The sequence below is a fragment of the Rhodococcoides kyotonense genome (assembly GCF_900188125.1).
Taxonomy (GTDB): domain Bacteria; phylum Actinomycetota; class Actinomycetes; order Mycobacteriales; family Mycobacteriaceae; genus Rhodococcoides; species Rhodococcoides kyotonense.
Genome location: NZ_FZOW01000005.1, coordinates 176,442 through 193,471 on the forward strand (window position 1 = coordinate 176,442; position 17,030 = coordinate 193,471).

A 17,030-nucleotide genomic window follows, 5' to 3' on the forward strand; every position below is an offset into this window, starting at 1 on the left:
GTGTCCGACTGCCTAGGAACCGCACGTGTTCGGTGGGGGAGTACCGGCGAATCGTCCGTCGACCCAGGACGATGTCGCAGGCCCGATGTTCAGGATTCCGTGACCTTGACCGGGTGCGACGACGAGATCGATGACATCGCCTGCGGCACAGCCCTGTCGGACGGCGTCCTGAGTCCACGCCGGTGCGATGAGTTCGTCCTGATCTCCGTAGGCAATCAGCATCGGTTGCTGCGCACGGGTTCTCGGAACACTGTAGCCCGACAACCATTCGCGTAGCTTGTCCGCGGCCTCGGGGCTCGACGGTTCGTAGTCCGACGCCGGCGTGCTCTCGGCTATGTCGGCCTGCAACTGCGCTTTTTCGCCGATGCACGTCGTGAAGGTATCCACGCGTGCGGCGAGTGTCCCGTGCAAGTAGTCGTCGAGATCGAGTTCGGGGTGCGCGACCTGTACGCCCCGAAGCAGGGAAGGTAACGCGGTGATCTGCGATGGGGTCAGAGTGCCGCCCACCATGGCATCCACGAACGGCTCCAGATCGGTTGCAGGCGAGACGCTGATGGAACCGAGCAGGTTCAGCCCCTGACCGTAGTCTCCGGACAGTTCGTTGGCGGACCAGACCGCTTGGCCTCCCTGAGACACGCCGTATCCGAGCCACGTGTCGGACGTGTTCGGTTCTACCTCGCGGGCCGCCCGGACTGCGTCGATCACGTTGAACCCTGCGGTGACGGGTTCCAGATACGGATGAGGCCCTTGTGTTCCCAGACCTTGGTAGTCGGTCATCGCCACGACGTAGCCGTTGGCGAGGAACGGAATGACCGTCGGAAGGTTGCCGAGAAGTCCGATGTGTGTGGACGGTGCACACCGGCTGGACGACCCGGTCGTGGCATGGCCGATCGACACGATCGGCCAACCACCCGCGGGCGGATCCCCTCGAGGAACGAACACCAGGCCGGTGACCTCGGTGGCGGAATTGTCGATGCCGGACGTGGACTGATACCGCACAGCGACGGTCCGCTGTGTCACGGACTCCAGTGCCGGATAGCCGTGGAACTCCGTCGGGTCTGCAAGGAGGGTGCCAGGAGGTTGCGTCGTAACGGGCGTCGTGTCGGCTGAATCTCTATCAGCGCCGGACGAGCACGCCGCCGCGATCAGCAGCAGGACGAGCACCGGTGCCAGCCGGCGCAGAGGTGCGCGGCTGGTGACCGGGGCCGCAGCCCCGGTCTCAGGCCCGGACATCTCGCAGAAGGGACAGAGGGTCCGCGCACAGGTTCTCGAGCGCGGATTCGACGACCTTCGAATCGATCATCCTGTCGCAGAACGACGCTGTGTAGGTTCGTCCACCCGCGACCTCGGCGATCAACATCGTCATTCCGTCGGGGCCGTCCGGCTCGAGCGATGCCGCGATCTGTGGCGGCCTGCCGTCGTCGGCCCACTGCAGGTGATCGAACATCCGTAGCTTCCCGAGATCGCTCACCGCCAGTCGCACACGGTCGGGAACGTCGATCACGGCGTTGCCGGCGGGCGCGTCGCCACGCGATCGCCAGGACAACAGCTTGTCCTTGATCTCGGACATTCCGAGAATGGCTACCGGCCAACCGGAGTCGATCACTTGCTTCATCGTGGCCGCGATGGCGACGGGAGTGGAATTCCTCGGCAGGTGCAACGGAATTCCGACGGCGAAATTGCCGTGCGACGCGAGATGTTCCGGACCGAGATAGCGGCGTGAGTTGAACAGAATCATCACCTGCTCGGACAACGGTACGTTCTGGGCCTCCAGGGCGGCACGCCACAACGCCACCGAGATCGACGCCGACGTTGCACCGACGGCGTTCGTGGAAGCCCACTCGCGGAGTTCCGATACTCGGCCCGGATCCATGTATGCGGACCGGCTCACCTTGGCCGATTCCCAGTTCTCGATCGTGCGTGTGGACACCCCGTCGGTGGACGGCGAACTCTTGTGTTCCTTGCGCAGGCGCCAGAAGTCCCGCAGCGCAGCAGGCTTGGCCGAATAATGACGACGAAGTGCGGTCCACGTCGATCCGTCGGGAAGACCTGTGGCGAGACCACGGGCGCGCGCGTCGTCCACGTCGCTCGAGAACGCGGCCATCAACATCAAGCCCATTTGGCCGTCGCCGATGCCGTGCGACAGATCCACCGCGAGATAGTCGCCGCAGACGACGACCTCGAGAGCCTTCTTGGGGCCCGGTCGGTTTCTGATGTCGGTGAGCAGCGCGCCCAGGTCGGTGGTGTCGAGGTCGGGGAGCGCGATGACAGTGCTTTCGTCCTCGCCGGTTCGATAGTCCCAGTCGCGACTGTCTTCGTGGGGTTCGAGCGCCAAACGTGGTGTGTCCGAGGACCTCTCCGCTGCATTCATCACGTCGCGAGCGATCCGGGGATCGAGTCCGGTGGTCGGCCCGGTCAAAGCGATGATCCGCGCGTCGGCAAAGACACGGTCCATCGCGGTGGAACGGTAGCGAGCGCGAGCGCCGCCCGATGCGTCAGCGGGCGGCATCGACGACCTCCTGCATCCGGTCGCGGAAATTGGCACGCGAGAAGCCTTCCGCCCACGTGCGGATCTCGGTTCGGTCGAACTCGCCGGGAGAGAACGAGCGCATCGCCTCGGCGAATCCAGCGACGATGGCGTCGTCGGAGCCGGGCGCCACATGGATGCCGGTCTTGCCGGGCAGCACGGTGTCGATGGCGCCGCCCTCACCCAGCGCTATGACCGGCGTGCCGGTAGCCATCGATTCGACGGGGACGATGCCGAAGTCCTCGATGCCGGGCATGAGTAGAGCTCGTGTCTTGCGGTGCAACTCCAGAAGTTTCTCGTGCGAGACGCGCCCGAGGAACGTCGTTTTCGGTCCGGCCAGTTCGCGGCACTGGCTCATGGCCCGGCCGTCACCGGCGACGACGAGGGGCACGTTCGCTTCCGCTGCGGCGCGGACGGCGATGTCGGGCCGCTTGTACGGAACGAGCCTGCCCGCGAGCAGAAAGAAGTCCTCGCGCTCGACGGAGGTGTCGGGAGTGAATCCCTCGGTGTCGACCGGAGGGTGGACGACCAGCGCATCGTCTCGGCCCCACCAATTCGAGATACGTTCTGCGACCGCAGTGGAATTCGCGACGACAGTGTTCAGCCGCGGGGCAGCAGACGTCTCGCACTTTCGGGCGACGGCGGACAGGGCGGTCAGAATCGCAGCGCCTGCCTTGCCTCCGCCCTCACCTGCGCGGAGCTCCGGATCCCATGCCCACCGTGCGGGGCTGTGGACATATGCCACGACAGGCGCCTGGGTAGCGAACACCGTCTGCGTTGCGAACGCGTGATGGCTGACCACCACGGCGGAATAGTCGTCGAGCTTCAGGCGCCGAAATGCGACCGGCATGAGCGGCAGCACCGGAGCGTACGAGCGTTGGCCGAGCGCGTTGTAGATGTTGTTGAGAAAGGTGGTGTGCGGGGGAGACGTCAGGCCCGGGGGAATGCCCTCGGCGCGGGCGATCGGGGCGAACACATCTGCATTCGGCCAGTGGATCGCCATTTGCCCCATGACGTGCTCCGACCCGGCGATCTCGGTGAATCGCTCGTGTACGAGTGCGATCTTGTCAGTTGGCACCGGATTCCACCTCCGCGTTCTGTTTCGGTGTCGTCTTGTCGGGCTTGGTCTTTCGATTCTTGGGCTGAAGCACCAGGAACGACGAGATCCCGAATTCGTGAATCTGTTTCAGCGTGCGGCCCGCCGCCTTACGGTCTCGTCCTGCCTTGGACAGCAGAACCGCGACCGTATCGATGTCGGCGACGTCCACTGCACGCCACCATTCGTCGGTGAGGCCCATGGTGATCACCACCGGACGCCCCTGGGCGGCCTCGGCCGCATATCCGTGCGTCGGCCGGTAGACTGCCTCGTCGCCGACCAGGACCACCACCACCGAGTCTCGCTTGCTGGCGGCGTGACGCGCATTACTTGCAGGCGCGGAACTCTCGCGGTGCAGGGCGTCGATTCTCGCGGCGAGAACGGGCGGTAGATCGCCCGTCACCGCGGCGTCGAAGGCAGCCCCGTTCTTCTTGGCCACGCGCCGTGCCCACGACCGGTTGGGTGCCGAACCGAATCGGCCACGCAACAGAACGATCAGTTCGGCAGCGATGATCCAGGCGGCCAAAGCGGCGACGAGAGCCTCGGACATCGGCTTGGGGGACACCGGCGCAGTGTTCTGTTCAGGACTCGACAGTACGACGAGTTGATCGCCGCCACCGCTCTGAAGCTGCGAAAGCTGTTGCTGCAGTTCGGTCAATTCCGACTGTGCGGTGCTCCGATTCGGGTCGTCGGCTGCGAGGGCGTCGACCCGCGCCTCGGCTGCAGCGATCGATGCCTGAGCCTGCTCGACACTTCCTTGCGTGTCACGCGCGTAGTTGGCGTTTGCTGCCTGCGCCACCGTCGTCACCATCGATTGGGCGAGGGCCAACGCGGTGTCCGCGGAATCGGCTGTCACCGTGTACGTCAGCAGCGCAGGTGACGTGCCGGGCACGAGTTCGACGTTCGCGCTCAACTGGGCTGCGTCCATGTCCGTGTCCACCTCGGACAGAACACGATTCAACACATCGGTGTCGGTCGACAGTTCGGTGAACGGCGCTCGCATCTGCTCGATGAACGCATCACCCGGGATCAGCGTCTGTGCGGGTTTGATCTCCGTCACGATCGACGCCGAGTATTGCTTCTCGGTCAATTCGCTACGGACATAGAACACTGCCGCCCCGACGATCAACGCGATGACGAATGCGGGCAGCAGTGCGCGCCCGAGTTCTCGCATGTGCCCGGCCAAATCGATAGGCGGGGGAACGTCACCGCGATGCACGGCATCGTCTACGGGCGCCAAGAGAAGCTCCTAAGGTCGCAGATACGAGCGTTGGCGAGCGTTACCCGCTCGGGGACACTGTCAATCCCGATGATAACCGAGGTGCCCGTTCGATCACCGATCTCGGCGTCGACCGCACCGTCCTTCGAGTGTCCCCGCGAAACATCAAGCGGTCCAGTAATACTGGTCCGAACATGCCGAGAACTTGTTTCGAGAACGGCGACGGTCGATCCGGCCGTTTCGGGCGTCGTGGCGATCATGCCATTTCCCTTTCCGTTGGGCTCATCGGCGAGCATGTCGGCCCTTGTTTGCGGAAGGAAGGGGAGACTCGATCGCGCCGACGGCGACGAGGGCGAACACGATGGCCCCGACAAGGGCAGCGGAGAGGACGGAGATGGGCAACCAGATTGCGGAGAATTGCTGGACGGCAACGTAAGCGACACCTGACACCGCCGCACAGGCAATCGCAACCGCGGCGACGGAACGGACCGGCAGCACCGACGACATCGGCATGCTGCGCTCGATGACGATCCACAGCAACACCAGCGTCACCCCGATCGTGACTACCGTGGAAATAGCTGCCCCGTTGTACGACATTCGCGGAATCAGAACCAGATTGAGACCTACGTTGATAGCGAGTCCCAGAAGCGCGACCACCGGATAGTGACGCTGCATTCCCGCCGAAGCAAGCACGAAGATTCCGAGCATCACCAGGGACATGAGTGCTGCTCCCAGCACCAGCAACCGTGCCGCATGCGCGCCCTCGACGAATCGGTCACCGTAGAGCAGTTGGATCAACGGCTCGGCCGACGGCCAGAAGCCCGCAACCGCCATCGCGCCGAACACGATGAACAGCGTTGCCGCCGAGCGAGATCTCTCCCGAAACGTCGTGAGGTCGTCCGGCCACGATGCGATCAACAACGTGCTGACGGGTGCGACCGCAGCGAGTGTGAAGGTGTCGATCATGTCCGAGAACTTGTAGCCGATCGAGTAAAGGCCGACCGCGTCGAAGTTGTCGAGCAAACTCAACATCAAGACGTCGATCTTCAACATCGCGATGGTGAGCGCGAAACCGATGGCGAGTGGCACTGCCTCCTTGAGATACGGTCCCCACCGCCGTATTTCGATGTGCCTGGACGGTCTGAGTCCGACGGACCGACTCCGGATTCCGAAGCCCTTCGTCACGAGCTTGAAGATCTCGTTGGCGACGGCAGGCAGCACGAACCACAGCAATGTCGGTGCGAACACGGCTGCCAGCACCGTCAACGCGAGTTGCAGTACCTGGCCCACGCTTTCGGCGACTGCGACGAGCAACAATCGGTGTCGTGCTTGGAACAGCACGGACAGCGCGTGACTCGGAGTCGCGAAGACGACGACGAGTCCACCTACGGCAGTGGCGAGTACGACCTCCGACGGATAGCCGAGTACCAGCACGTACGCGATCGCGAGTAGGTACCCGACAAGGCCCAACACGAAGCGCAGTGCGAGGAACGACGACGCAGTACGGGCGATCTCCTCGACGTCGTCGTCGATGAGCCTGGCCAGCACGACGCGCCCGACGCCCAGGTCGGTGACGACCGACATCAGGCCGAGAAGTGCGAAGACGAAGCTGAATTGGCCCCACTCGTCCGGACTCAGAGTGCGCGCGATGACCACGCTGCCGATCCACCCGAGTGCAGCGACGACGACTCGGCTCATGAGCACAGCAGCAGTGGCGCGAGCCGCTGCTTTGGGGTCCGCCGCGATCGCGCGGTAGTCCGGCGGCGTCTCCATGCCGTCCGGGGTCGTACTCTCGGTCATCAGGTCACCCCGGCGTCCCGGTACGCCCGAGCGGTCTTCTCGGCGGTCCGCCGCCAGCTCATCTCCTGTGCGGCAGTAGTCGCGGCCGCGGTCAATTCGTCGCGGGCCGCGTCGTCGAACACCAGAGGTCGAAGTGCGTCGGCCCAGTCGGACTCGTCCTCGGACTTCAGCAGAACAGCACCGTTTCCGACGACGTCGGGCAGCGCACCGACAGCGCTGGCGACGACGGCGCCACCGCAGGCCATGGCCTCGACGGGCGGCAAGCCGTATCCCTCGTAGCGCGACGCGTACGCGGTGACCGTCGCAGCAGCGTACAGCCCGGGCAAGTCCTCGGCGTCGACGTACCCGAGACCGATCGCCGACGTCGGCTTGTCGGGGCCGGTGGAGCCCGCGCCCGCGAGAAGGCATGGGACGCCGACTTTCTCCGCGGCGTCGGCGACGAGCTGGACATTCTTGCGAGGCTCTACAGTCCCGACCTGCAGGACGAACTTGTCGGGGAGCGAGTACTTCGCTCGCACCTTGTCGACCACATCGTCCTGCGGAGGGCGAGCCCACGCTGCAGGTGCCAGTTCGGTCACCACGGCGTCGCGTCCACTGACGGCCTTGATTCGATCTGCGGTGAACTGGGACACCGCGAGCAGCAGGTCGGCTCGGCGAAGAGTGTGGCGCACGAGCCGTTGCTCACCGAGCGCCCGGAACCGGCTGGACGCGGACGGCATGTCGATCACCGAAAGGTCGTGGACCGTTGCAACGGTGAACGCGCGAGTCACCAGGGGCAGATCGACGTCGAGGCCGTGGACGACGTCGGCAGACCCGACGGGCAACGCACCGAGAAGCGCGCGGACGGCTCCGTCGGCCACGCGTCGGGGAATGGGTGACACCTCGGAAGGGAGCTCGCCGACGGCGTCCTTCTGCACCACGGCGGCCAGATCGCCGCCCGAGAGCTGCGACGGCAGTTCGTTCAGGAGCTCGCGGATGTAGGTCTGTACTCCGCTTCCGCCGGGTCGAAGCGCGAGCGCCCCGTAGACGTATCGTGTTGCGCGGCTGCGCATCCCACCACCCCTAACAGTAGCCAGAAATAAACGTCGATCGGAAAGATCTCGAAATACGTGGAAACCAGGCTTGCGAACATCGCGGCGACGACGGAGGCGCCGACGCCCAGTGCGAGCGCGCCGTCGCGTCCCGGCATGGACCGCGACAATCGGGTGCACCACATCAGGACGGTCACCAGGAGCGCGACGACGATCCACAGTCCGATGGGCCCCAATTCGAGGACGGACTTCACGTAATAGTTGTCGGGCTGATAGTTGGTGGACAGCCCGTCTTCGGTCGTGAAGGCGGCACCCGAGGCCGTCGAAATGCGGTCCGCGGCAGATCCGCTCGATCCGAGGCCGGTTCCGAGAGGATGGACGAGGATGCTCGCGATGATGTTGTTCCACCCGTCGCCGCGTTGTCCGAGACTCCGGGAGGAGAAGAAGACCTCGGTGATCTTCGGGACGAACGGTACGACCGCGGCCACGGCGGCCGCGGCGAGAGCGAGAGGCGCTGCGAGGAAACGGAACCGGATGGCGATGAGGTAGATCACGCCGACGACCAGGCCGAGAATGGCGCCGCGGACGATCGAGCTCGACATCGCAACGACCATCATCGGAGAGGCGCAGAGGAACAACAGGTTTCGACGTCGTCGGGGCTCGGCCAACGCGACGGCACCGCCGACGAGCAGCGCCAGCATGACGTACAGGCCGAACGGGAACGGGAGATTGAACGTGCTGAACGTGCGCAACAGTCCGCCCGACGTACGCACCTGGGTGCCGTACTCGTATCCCAGAGAGACGAGAGCGGCCGGGCCTGCGATCAATTGCGCGATACCGACGACCGACGTGAAGATGCCCATGCCCATCAGGACGCTCACGAGATTGTCTCGATCCTCGGCGTCGAACGGCGCAAGCCACATGATGCCGATCAGAGTGATGTAGAAGAACGTCACCTTGATCGCGAAGATTCCGACGACACCGAAGGTCGCGAACGCCGACACCACTCCCATTCCGACGAACAACGCGACTGCGGGCCACCACGGCATGAACAGGGCAGGTCGTCGTGAGATCCGGGAGTCGCCGCGCCGCAGCCACGCGCAGCCGAGCGTGAACAGGACGAGACCTTCCTTCCAGCCCGACACGAACCCCGAAACAGGAAGCAACACCAGCAGGCCGTTCAGCGGGACTCCCGCTGCCAGCAGAAGTACTCCTCGCTGGGGCCGGTAGAAGATCGCCCTGGCCACCGCGAAGCCCACCGCCACGACGATCACGGCGGCGAATGCCACACCGACGAAGGTGATCACGAAGTACCCGGTGAATCTGGGCTACCCATGAATCAGTCCTCGGCCCGCTTCAGAACTGCGAGCACGGTGAGGAACAGAATCTTGAGATCGAGCCAGACGGACCAGTTCTCGATGTAGTAGTTGTCCCATTCGGCGCGATCGGCGATCGATGTCTGTCCGCGAAGGCCGTGCACCTGCGCCCACCCGGTGACGCCTGCCTTGACGCGGTGACGCTCGCCGTAGCGGCGAATCTGCATCTCGAACAGGTCCACGTAGACCGGGCGTTCGGGGCGAGGCCCGACGAGGCTCATGTCGCCCTTCAGGACGTTCAGCAGCTGTGGCAGCTCGTCGAGAGACGTCTGACGCATGATCTTGCCGATCTTGGTCCGTCGATCCACACCCTCCACACCGCCGGGAGCAGCACCCTCGGTGCGGACGAATTCCGCGTCGGACGCCCGGGGAGGACGCATCGAACGAAACTTGAGGCAGTCGAACGGAATTCCGTCGCGGCCGATGCGCTCCTGCGCGAAGAAGATCGGACCGGGAGAGCTCAACCGTACGAGCAGCATCAGCAGCAGGAAGACGGGGGAGAGGAGTAGCAGCCCGAACGCGGTCAGGGTTCGATCCAGTGCGCCTTTGAGAAGGAATTGCCATCCCTTGGGGTCGACGTGCGGCATGACCATCAGCGGAAGGCCGCCGATGTGTTCGACGCGTGTCTTGTTGCCGACCGTGTCGAACAGGCGAGGAACGACCCACACCCGCATACCCAACTTGTGGGCGGTCCGCGTGGCTGCCACGAGCTGTTCGTGTTGCACGGCCGAGAAGGCGATGATGACCTCTTCGGCTCCCGTGCTACGCGCGATCTTCTCGAACTCGCTCGGTGTTCCGAGGTACGGGACGTCGATGAAATCGGATGCTGTGGGGTCGACAGGAGCCACAGGAGGAACGTCGACCAGGCCGACGGGCTCGAGACCGTATTCGGGGAACTGACGCATCCGTGCGACCAGCTGATGCCCGATGGGGCCTCCGCCGATGATCAGAGTCGGTGCAGCGGAGTGGTACTTGCTTCTGAGGCGACGCTGGATCAGAACACGGACCAGACGGCCCGCCGCGATGAACACGGCCGCGCAGATCCAGATTCGGACCATGACGGGGCTCGGTCGATATTCGGTGCCCGCGACCAACATGATCGTCAGCACGCCCAGAACGGCGAAGGCCACCGACGTCTCGACCGGCCCGACCTCGTCGAGGAAATTGCGACGGAGGCTTCGGCGGTACAACGACCTCGCGCCCAGGATCGCTATGACGATCGGGACGAAAAGCCATGGAATCCAACCGAGTTCGGTGAGGCTGCCGGCGCGCCACAGCACCCCGACGCCGACCGCGAGGACTGCCGTCAGTACGTCGACCGCCACCGTGACGATCGTATGTAGCGGATCGACTCGGAGGCGATCGGCCAGACCACGTTGTTTGATCTGCGGGTCGCGACGAGCGGTTTCGGAGGTAGGCGCTGGTGATGCAAGCGTATTCGACACTGGTCAAACTCCCGTTCGGGACCGAAAGCGAGTTCCAAGCACAGCTGAAGACTATCCCAGCCAGGCTTTACGAAAACGTCTTTGCCTTATCGATCTTGTTACGGAAAAACGGCTGTTTTCCGGTTTTACCACCGAATTACGGGGCGATAGTTTCAATTGCAAAGGTTCAGCCGAAGATTCGCTCACGAACGATCCAGGCGAGATCCTGAAGTATTTGTTGGTGGCCGACGGTCCATTCCCGGGGTTGCTCGTCCCAGACGCACAACGTGCCGACAGCGTGGCCCTGGTCGTCTTTCAGCGGGACGCCCATGTACGAGACGGCGAGCTTGTTCAACACTGCCGGGTGATCTTTCAGCAACTCGTGGACTCGTGCGTCCTCGACGACGAGAAGTTGGCCCCCGTCGATCGTGTACTGGCAGATGGAGTCGTTCACCGGGAGTTCGCGCGCTTCTTCGAGTTCGACGGGAAGGCCGACTGCGCTCTTGTAGAACTGACGCCTGTTGTCGATGAGCGACACTGCAGCAGACGGTACCTGGAGTGCGTCGACCACCATAGCGACGAGCCGGTCGTAGCTGTCTTCCTTCGGGGAGTCCAACAATCCGGTCCGTTCGACGGCTGCGAGACGGTCGGGGTCGTCCAGTGCCCGCTCGATCGACGACGACTCCTCGGCCGCGGCAGTCGGTTCGATCTGAGCGGCCTTGAGATGCCGCAGCAACTGCCCGAGTTCCGAGTCGTCCCGGTCCGTCAGCTCTTGCACGAGGCGGGTGACGACTGCGCGTCGTACATAACCGTCGACGGACTCTCCTGCTTTTTCGGCTTGCTGTCCGAGTATCGCGTCGAGCCGATCGTCGAACTCTGGAACTCCGATAGTCATTTCGCCGATGTTAGTGCAGACCGGTGAATACTCCGCTTTCATTCGACGTGTAAGTTCGAAAGATTGTTTTTTCGCGCGATATTGCTGCTAGCATCTTCCGGTGCTTCAGCGTGTACAGCTGAGCGGAACTCCCAAGCTGTTCACGCTCACCACTCTCGTCCTGTTAATTCTCTCGATGTTCGTGTCGCCGTCGGTGGCGCAGGCCGCACCGATGTCCGGCGGGAAGTGTTCCGGCATGTCGAGCGCACCTCGCATAGGAGTGTCTCCCGGTGCGTCGATCGGTGCTGCCTCCGACACGGACCTCGACCGTGAGCTCACCGCGATGAGCAACGCGGGGGTATTCGGAGTCCGCGTCGACATCGATTGGTCCGCAATCGAATCGGTTCGAGGACGGTTCAACTGGTCGAATACCGACCGGATTCTTTCTGCCGTCGTCGCACATGGTTTGTGCCCGCTCGGCATCATCGCCTACACACCGCAATGGGCGAGGGTCGCCGGAGCATTGACCGACTCGCATTCGCGTCCGGCGAATCCGGATGCGTTCGCAGCATTCGCGTCGACCGTCGTGCAGCGGTACCGCGACTACATGAATCTGTGGGAAGTCTGGAACGAGCCGAACATCGTGGGCTTCTTCAAACCGAAGCCGGACCCCACGGCGTATTCGATTCTGTTGCGCGCGACCTATCGAGCGATCAAGGCGGCCCAGCCGGAATCGACCGTACTGTCGGGTGGACTCGCGCCTGCCGAGAGCAACGGCACCAACATCGGACCCAAGGCGTTTCTACAGGCGATGTACGACGTCGGCGGAAATCAGTACTTCGACGCGTTCAACATCCACCCGTACACGTACCCGTATCTGCCGAACGATCCCAGCACTGCGAGTTGGAGTACCGCACAGGCGATGTGGCCGATGCGCGACATCATGGTCGCGGGCGGCGACAGTGCCAAGCAGATCTGGCTGACCGAGTTCGGGGCGCCGACAGGCACGGCGGCGAACGCCGTGACCGAGCAGGTTCAATCGGACACGATCGGAATCGTCATGGATGCGGTGCTCGGCAACTCGTGGATGGGGCCGGCGTTCGTGTACAGCTCGCGTGACGCCGGAACCAACACCGCCGATCCGGAGCAGAACTTCGGCCTGCTGCGTCGTGACTTCACGCCGAAGCTCGCTTACAACAGAGTCGCGGGATTCACGGCCGCACATCCGGCCGCGTAACGCACCCGGCCACGCACATGCATATGCATGTGCGTGGCCGGTGGGGTGGGATGGGGCGGGGTGCTAGTGACGCACGGGCACTTCGGATTCGACCTGAGCGACGACTGCAGACCGAGTCTTCTCGAAGCGCGGCAGGAACGCGGCGACGACGAGCGCGATGATCGCCGCTGCGGCTGCGACGCCCATCGTGACGCGGAAACCGCCCTGTGACGGAACTTCTGTCGATCCGAGCGTGACCGTCATCTGCGCCAGGATCACACCGGCGACGGCGCTGGCACTCGAGGTTCCGAGGGAGCGCATCAACGTGTTCAGGCTGTTCGCGGCTGCGGTCTCCGATGCGGGCACGGCGCCCATGATGAGGGCAGGCATTGCGCCGTACGCCAATCCGATTCCCGCGCCGATGATGCACGAAATCAACACGAGCTCCCAGATCGCGCTCATCGTCACGACGCCGAACAAGTAGCCGATCGCGACGACGATCGCGCCGATCATGAGTGTCACCTTCGGCCCCTTCGTCGTCGTGATGCGGGACGACAGCGGTGCCACGAGCATCATGACGATGCCGGACGGTGCCATGACAAGACCCGTGACGAGCATCGACTTGCCGAGCCCGAATCCCGTTGCCGCGGGAAGCTGCAGAACCTGCGGGAAGACGAGCGTCATCGCGAACATCGCGAATCCGAAGACCACCGACGCGACGTTCGTCAGCAGTACCTGACGGCGCGCCGACACTCGGAGATCGACGAGGGGCTGGGACGAACGCAGTTCCCACCAACCCCAGAAGGCAAGCGAGACAGCCGACACGGCGAACAGGACGATCGTGGTCGTGCTCGTCCAACCCCAGCTCGATCCCTTCGAGATCGCGAGCAGCAGTGCGACGAGTGTGATGGACAACGTCGCGGCACCGACACCGTCGAACGAGCCTCCGGTGCGGACGGTGGATTCCGGAACTGCCCAGACGACGAGCCCGGTCACGACGACACCCAAGGCGGCCGACACCCAGAACAGAAAGTGCCAGTCGGCGTACTCGGCGATCAACGCCGCGGCCGGCAGGCCGAGCGCGCCGCCCACTCCGAGGGATGCGCCCATGGTTGCCGTCGCGCCTGCGAGGCGTTCCCTGGGCAGGACGTCGCGCATGATGCTGATGCCGAGCGGGATCACACCCGCCGCGAGTCCCTGCAGTGCACGCCCGATGATGAGCGGAACGAGCGATTCACTCAGTGCGCCGATGATCGAGCCGGCGATCATGAGGCCGAGGCTGACGAGCAGCAGCAGTCTCTTGCCGAACATGTCGCCCAGGCGTCCCATGACCGGAACGGCCACCGCGCCTGCAAGCAGCGTCGCCGTGATCGCCCATGCGGTGTCTGCGGACGATGCATCGAGTAGTGCGGGGAGCTGGGGGATCAGCGGAATGATCAGTGTCTGCATGAGCGAGACGACGATTCCGGTGAAGGCCAGAACCGCGACCACGGCGCCGGTACGCGTCGGCTCGACGCGTGCGGATTCGGGCACGGATACGGACATAGGGAGGAGCCTTTCAGGGCGCTGTCGATCGAAGTAAAGCAGTTGACTGAAATAATCTAAGTCAAGTGATTGACTTCGTCAAAGCGATTCTGTTCACTGTGGCTGTTATGTCCGATTCGGCCCCTTGGGTTGTGCAGGGACGCGAAACGAGTTGTGAAAGGCTGGATGTCATGACGAGCGGTGGAGCGAGGTCGACGCGCACTGCCGAGACCCGAGACGCGATCCTGACGGTCGCCGAACGGCTCTACGCCGAAAGAGGTCTCCATGCCGTGTCGAATCGGCAGGTGAGTGAAGCGGCAGGGCAAGGCAACAACGCCGCCGTCGGCTACCACTTCGGAACCAAGGCCGACCTCGTGCGCGCCATCGTCGTGAAGCACTCCGCCGAGATCGAAGAGGCCAGGATTCGGATGGTCGGTCTCGTGGGGGAGGCCGACGACCTCCGCGATTGGGTGACGTGTCTCATCAGGCCGTACACCGATCACCTGGACGAACTCGGTTCGCCCAGTTGGTACGGCCGCTTCACGGTTCAGGTCGTCGCCGATCCGGCTCTGCGTTCGGTTGCGTACGAGCACGCCGGGGGATCGGACTCGCTGCGTACGACACTCGCCGGTCTCAGCCGCTGTCTGCCGGACCTGCCACTGGACGTCCGTCGGGCGCGCGGCGCCATGGCGCGCAATCTGCTGATGAACGTGTGTGCCGAGAGGGAAGCGGACTTCGCGGAGCAGCACCCCGAGCGGCCGGCGAGTTGGCAGGACTGCGGCACGGATCTGATCGACGCGACGGTCGGGCTGTGGCAGGCGCCGGTCACGCGCCGATAGTGCCTACTGCCCGCCTGCGATCCTCACGGTTGTGCCCGACGCGTACGACGCGTCGTCGGACAGCAGCCACGACACCGCGCCCGCGATTTCCTCGGGCCGTCCCGCGCGTTTCATCGGCACGATCTCGGCTACCTTCGCCGGCCTCTGCGGATCCCGGTGGAAGTCGGTCCAGATGGTGCCGGGTGCAACCGCGTTGACACGAATGTTCCTCTCCGCCAACTCTTTCGCGAGTCCGACGGTGAGCGCTTCGACTCCGGCCTTGGATGCCGCATAGTGCACGTACATGTTCGGACTGCCGAGAGTTGCTGCGGCCGAAGAGATGTTGACGATAGACCCGTGTCTCGAGTCCGTCATCGGCTCGATCGCGTATTTGATGGACGCCAGCACTCCGACGAGATTCAGATCGATGTCCGCCCGGATGGAATCGAGATCGTTGTCGACGAGGCTGCCGACGGCCGACGCCGCACCCGCATTCGTGACGAGCCCTGTCAGAGAACCGAATTCACGCACCTGTCGATACATCTCGACGACCGAAAACTCGTCCGTCGTGTCCGTTCTCACGACGAGTGCGCGACGGCCGAGGCGGGCAACGTCGTCGGCGACCTCCTGCGCAGCGTCGCGTGCATTCAGATAGGTGACGACGACGTCGTGGCCGTCGGCGGCAAGTCTCCTGCAGATCGCGGCGCCGATTCCTCGACTGCCTCCGGTGACGACTGTGAGCGGGGTGGCCATACGGGTGACTCTGCCAGAAACTCCGGTGACGATGTCCGGCACGGTTGTTAGAGTCGACTGGTGGCATGGGACGAGATTCGAGACGCAGACGAACTGACCCGGATGTTCGGCACCCCTAGCTACCGGGCGGCCAACAAGGATCGATCGGCCTTGCATCCCTTGGATATTCGATGGCTCTCCGAGTCGCCGTTCTGTCTCATCGGCACCGCAGATGCCGACGGTCGATGCGACGTCTCCCCCAAAGGCGACCCGGCGGGGCAGCTCGCGCGGGTGTTGGATTCGACCACCATCGCCATCGCGGAGCGCCCAGGCAACAAGCGTATGGACGGCTATCGGAACGTGCTGGCCAACCCGTTCGTGGGGATCAACTTCTTCATTCCCGGGCGTGGGGACACGTTGCGCGTCAACGGCCGCGCACGGCTGATCAAGGATGCACCGTTCTTCGAGGACATGACCGTCAAGGGGCATCGTCCTATCCTGTGCCTGGTCGTCGACGTCGAGCAGATCTTCTTCCACTGCGCCAAGGCCTTCATGCGATCGAAGCTGTGGGAGCCGGATACGTGGGATCCGGCAGTCATGCCTACCGTCTCGGAGATCACCAAGGCCGTCATGCCGGATTCGCCCGAGTCGTTGGCCGAGCTCGAGAAGTACTACGGCGCCTCCTACGAGAAGCAGCTCTACCAGCCGCAGGAGGTTCCAGCGGACTCCCAGTGAGTTCCCAGTAGCAGCGCCCATCGTGTGAGCAGAAACCTTCCACTCACACGAGGAGTCAAAACCATGGCACTGATCGAGAACTCATCGCCCACCGCAGGCACTGTCGTTCCGACGGCGGCCCGATCCACCGGAATCCTGCTGGCGACTGCGACGACGGCGTGGGCCGTCGGGATGGCGCTCATCGGAGGCCACGAGGGATTCGGCTGGCAATCGGTCGTCGGGGGCGCCACCGCCGTCGCGTTCCAGATCGCGATCATCCGGTTGCTTCTGTTGCAGTTCCGCACGCACGCGATGGGCGACGGCCGCGTGGCCAGGGGCTTCTACATCGCGCAGTTCGTGTTCATGGCAGGCGCGCTCGTCTCGTCGACGCTGGACGCCTTCTGGCTATTGCACGGCACTGCGGTGTGGATGGCGTTCGACCTGTTCTGGCCCCTGTCGATGCTGGGCATGGTGGGTATCGGAATCCGGATCGCGATCGCGGGCCGGTGGACCGGGATCGTTCGGTGGTGGACGCTGTGGGCTCAGTCCTGGTTCGTCGCGACCATCCCGCTCGTGCTGATCGTGCGTGACGCCGGACAGATCGTCGGGTCCGCGCACCTGATCCTGGGCTACGCGATCCTCGGCGTCCTGTTGGCGATTCGCCAACGGTAAGACGAAA

The 17,030-nt window shown here is 64.0% G+C and carries 15 protein-coding genes; 4 read left to right on the plus strand and 11 right to left on the minus strand.

Annotated elements, in window-relative coordinates; all coding sequences use genetic code 11:
• Positions 1–12: 12 nt before the first annotated feature.
• The 9 genes from CHB96_RS10475 to CHB96_RS10520 all read right to left on the minus strand — a co-directional run bounded on the left by CHB96_RS10475 (position 13) and on the right by CHB96_RS10520 (position 11,368).
• Complete coding sequence (locus CHB96_RS10475) at positions 13–1,233, minus strand: lipase family protein (protein WP_089245802.1); 1,221 nt, start codon at positions 1,231–1,233, stop codon at positions 13–15.
• On the minus strand, positions 1,220–2,509 hold the full coding sequence (locus tag CHB96_RS10480) for a hypothetical protein (RefSeq protein WP_245865439.1): 1,290 nt from the start codon (positions 2,507–2,509) through the stop codon (positions 1,220–1,222). The genes CHB96_RS10475 and CHB96_RS10480 overlap by 14 nt, the downstream gene beginning before the upstream one ends.
• Positions 2,496–3,605, minus strand: coding sequence for a glycosyltransferase (locus tag CHB96_RS10485; RefSeq protein WP_089245804.1), 1,110 nt, complete (start codon positions 3,603–3,605; stop codon positions 2,496–2,498). Before CHB96_RS10485 ends, CHB96_RS10480 begins: the two co-directional genes overlap by 14 nt.
• Positions 3,595–4,863, minus strand: a complete 1,269-nt coding sequence (locus CHB96_RS10490) for a YveK family protein (RefSeq protein ID WP_141136472.1) — start codon at positions 4,861–4,863, stop codon at positions 3,595–3,597. The genes CHB96_RS10485 and CHB96_RS10490 overlap by 11 nt, the downstream gene beginning before the upstream one ends.
• A gap of 261 nt (positions 4,864–5,124) precedes the next feature.
• Positions 5,125–6,642, minus strand: coding sequence for a flippase (locus tag CHB96_RS10500; RefSeq protein WP_089245810.1), 1,518 nt, complete (start codon positions 6,640–6,642; stop codon positions 5,125–5,127).
• Positions 6,642–7,694 (minus strand): glycosyltransferase family 4 protein, encoded by a 1,053-nt coding sequence (locus CHB96_RS10505; RefSeq protein ID WP_089245812.1) that lies wholly within the window; start codon positions 7,692–7,694, stop codon positions 6,642–6,644. Before CHB96_RS10505 ends, CHB96_RS10500 begins: the two co-directional genes overlap by 1 nt.
• Positions 7,604–8,980 (minus strand): O-antigen ligase family protein, encoded by a 1,377-nt coding sequence (locus tag CHB96_RS10510; protein WP_089245814.1) that lies wholly within the window; start codon positions 8,978–8,980, stop codon positions 7,604–7,606. The genes CHB96_RS10505 and CHB96_RS10510 overlap by 91 nt, the downstream gene beginning before the upstream one ends.
• A 32-nt stretch (positions 8,981–9,012) precedes the next feature.
• Complete coding sequence (locus CHB96_RS10515; protein WP_245865441.1) at positions 9,013–10,374, minus strand: sugar transferase; 1,362 nt, start codon at positions 10,372–10,374, stop codon at positions 9,013–9,015.
• 286 nt (positions 10,375–10,660) lie between these two features.
• Positions 10,661–11,368, minus strand: coding sequence for a GAF domain-containing protein (locus CHB96_RS10520; RefSeq protein WP_089246171.1), 708 nt, complete (start codon positions 11,366–11,368; stop codon positions 10,661–10,663).
• 100 nt (positions 11,369–11,468) lie between these two features.
• On the opposite strand from CHB96_RS10520, the gene CHB96_RS10525 reads away from it, so the two are divergent.
• Entirely contained in the window at positions 11,469–12,584 is a 1,116-nt protein-coding gene (locus CHB96_RS10525) for a glycoside hydrolase 5 family protein (protein WP_245865443.1), read from the plus strand.
• A 63-nt stretch (positions 12,585–12,647) separates the two neighbouring features.
• Here CHB96_RS10525 and CHB96_RS10530 read toward each other — a convergent pair whose 3' ends face one another.
• Complete coding sequence (locus tag CHB96_RS10530; protein WP_089245818.1) at positions 12,648–14,108, minus strand: MFS transporter; 1,461 nt, start codon at positions 14,106–14,108, stop codon at positions 12,648–12,650.
• Positions 14,109–14,278: 170 nt separating this feature from the next.
• Here CHB96_RS10530 and CHB96_RS10535 point away from each other — a divergent pair, with 170 nt between their 5' ends.
• Complete coding sequence (locus CHB96_RS10535; protein WP_089245819.1) at positions 14,279–14,926, plus strand: TetR/AcrR family transcriptional regulator; 648 nt, start codon at positions 14,279–14,281, stop codon at positions 14,924–14,926.
• Between the two features lie 3 nt (positions 14,927–14,929).
• Here CHB96_RS10535 and CHB96_RS10540 read toward each other — a convergent pair whose 3' ends face one another.
• Complete coding sequence (locus tag CHB96_RS10540; protein ID WP_089245821.1) at positions 14,930–15,658, minus strand: SDR family NAD(P)-dependent oxidoreductase; 729 nt, start codon at positions 15,656–15,658, stop codon at positions 14,930–14,932.
• 60 nt (positions 15,659–15,718) lie between these two features.
• On the opposite strand from CHB96_RS10540, the gene CHB96_RS10545 reads away from it, so the two are divergent.
• Together CHB96_RS10545 and CHB96_RS10550 are read left to right on the plus strand one after the other, a co-directional pair.
• Entirely contained in the window at positions 15,719–16,372 is a 654-nt protein-coding gene (locus CHB96_RS10545; protein WP_089245823.1) for a pyridoxamine 5'-phosphate oxidase family protein, read from the plus strand.
• 63 nt (positions 16,373–16,435) lie between these two features.
• The gene (locus CHB96_RS10550) at positions 16,436–17,023 is read left to right on the plus strand and encodes a hypothetical protein (RefSeq protein WP_089245825.1); all 588 of its coding nucleotides are present in this window, start codon (positions 16,436–16,438) and stop codon (positions 17,021–17,023) included.
• Positions 17,024–17,030 lie beyond the last annotated feature (7 nt).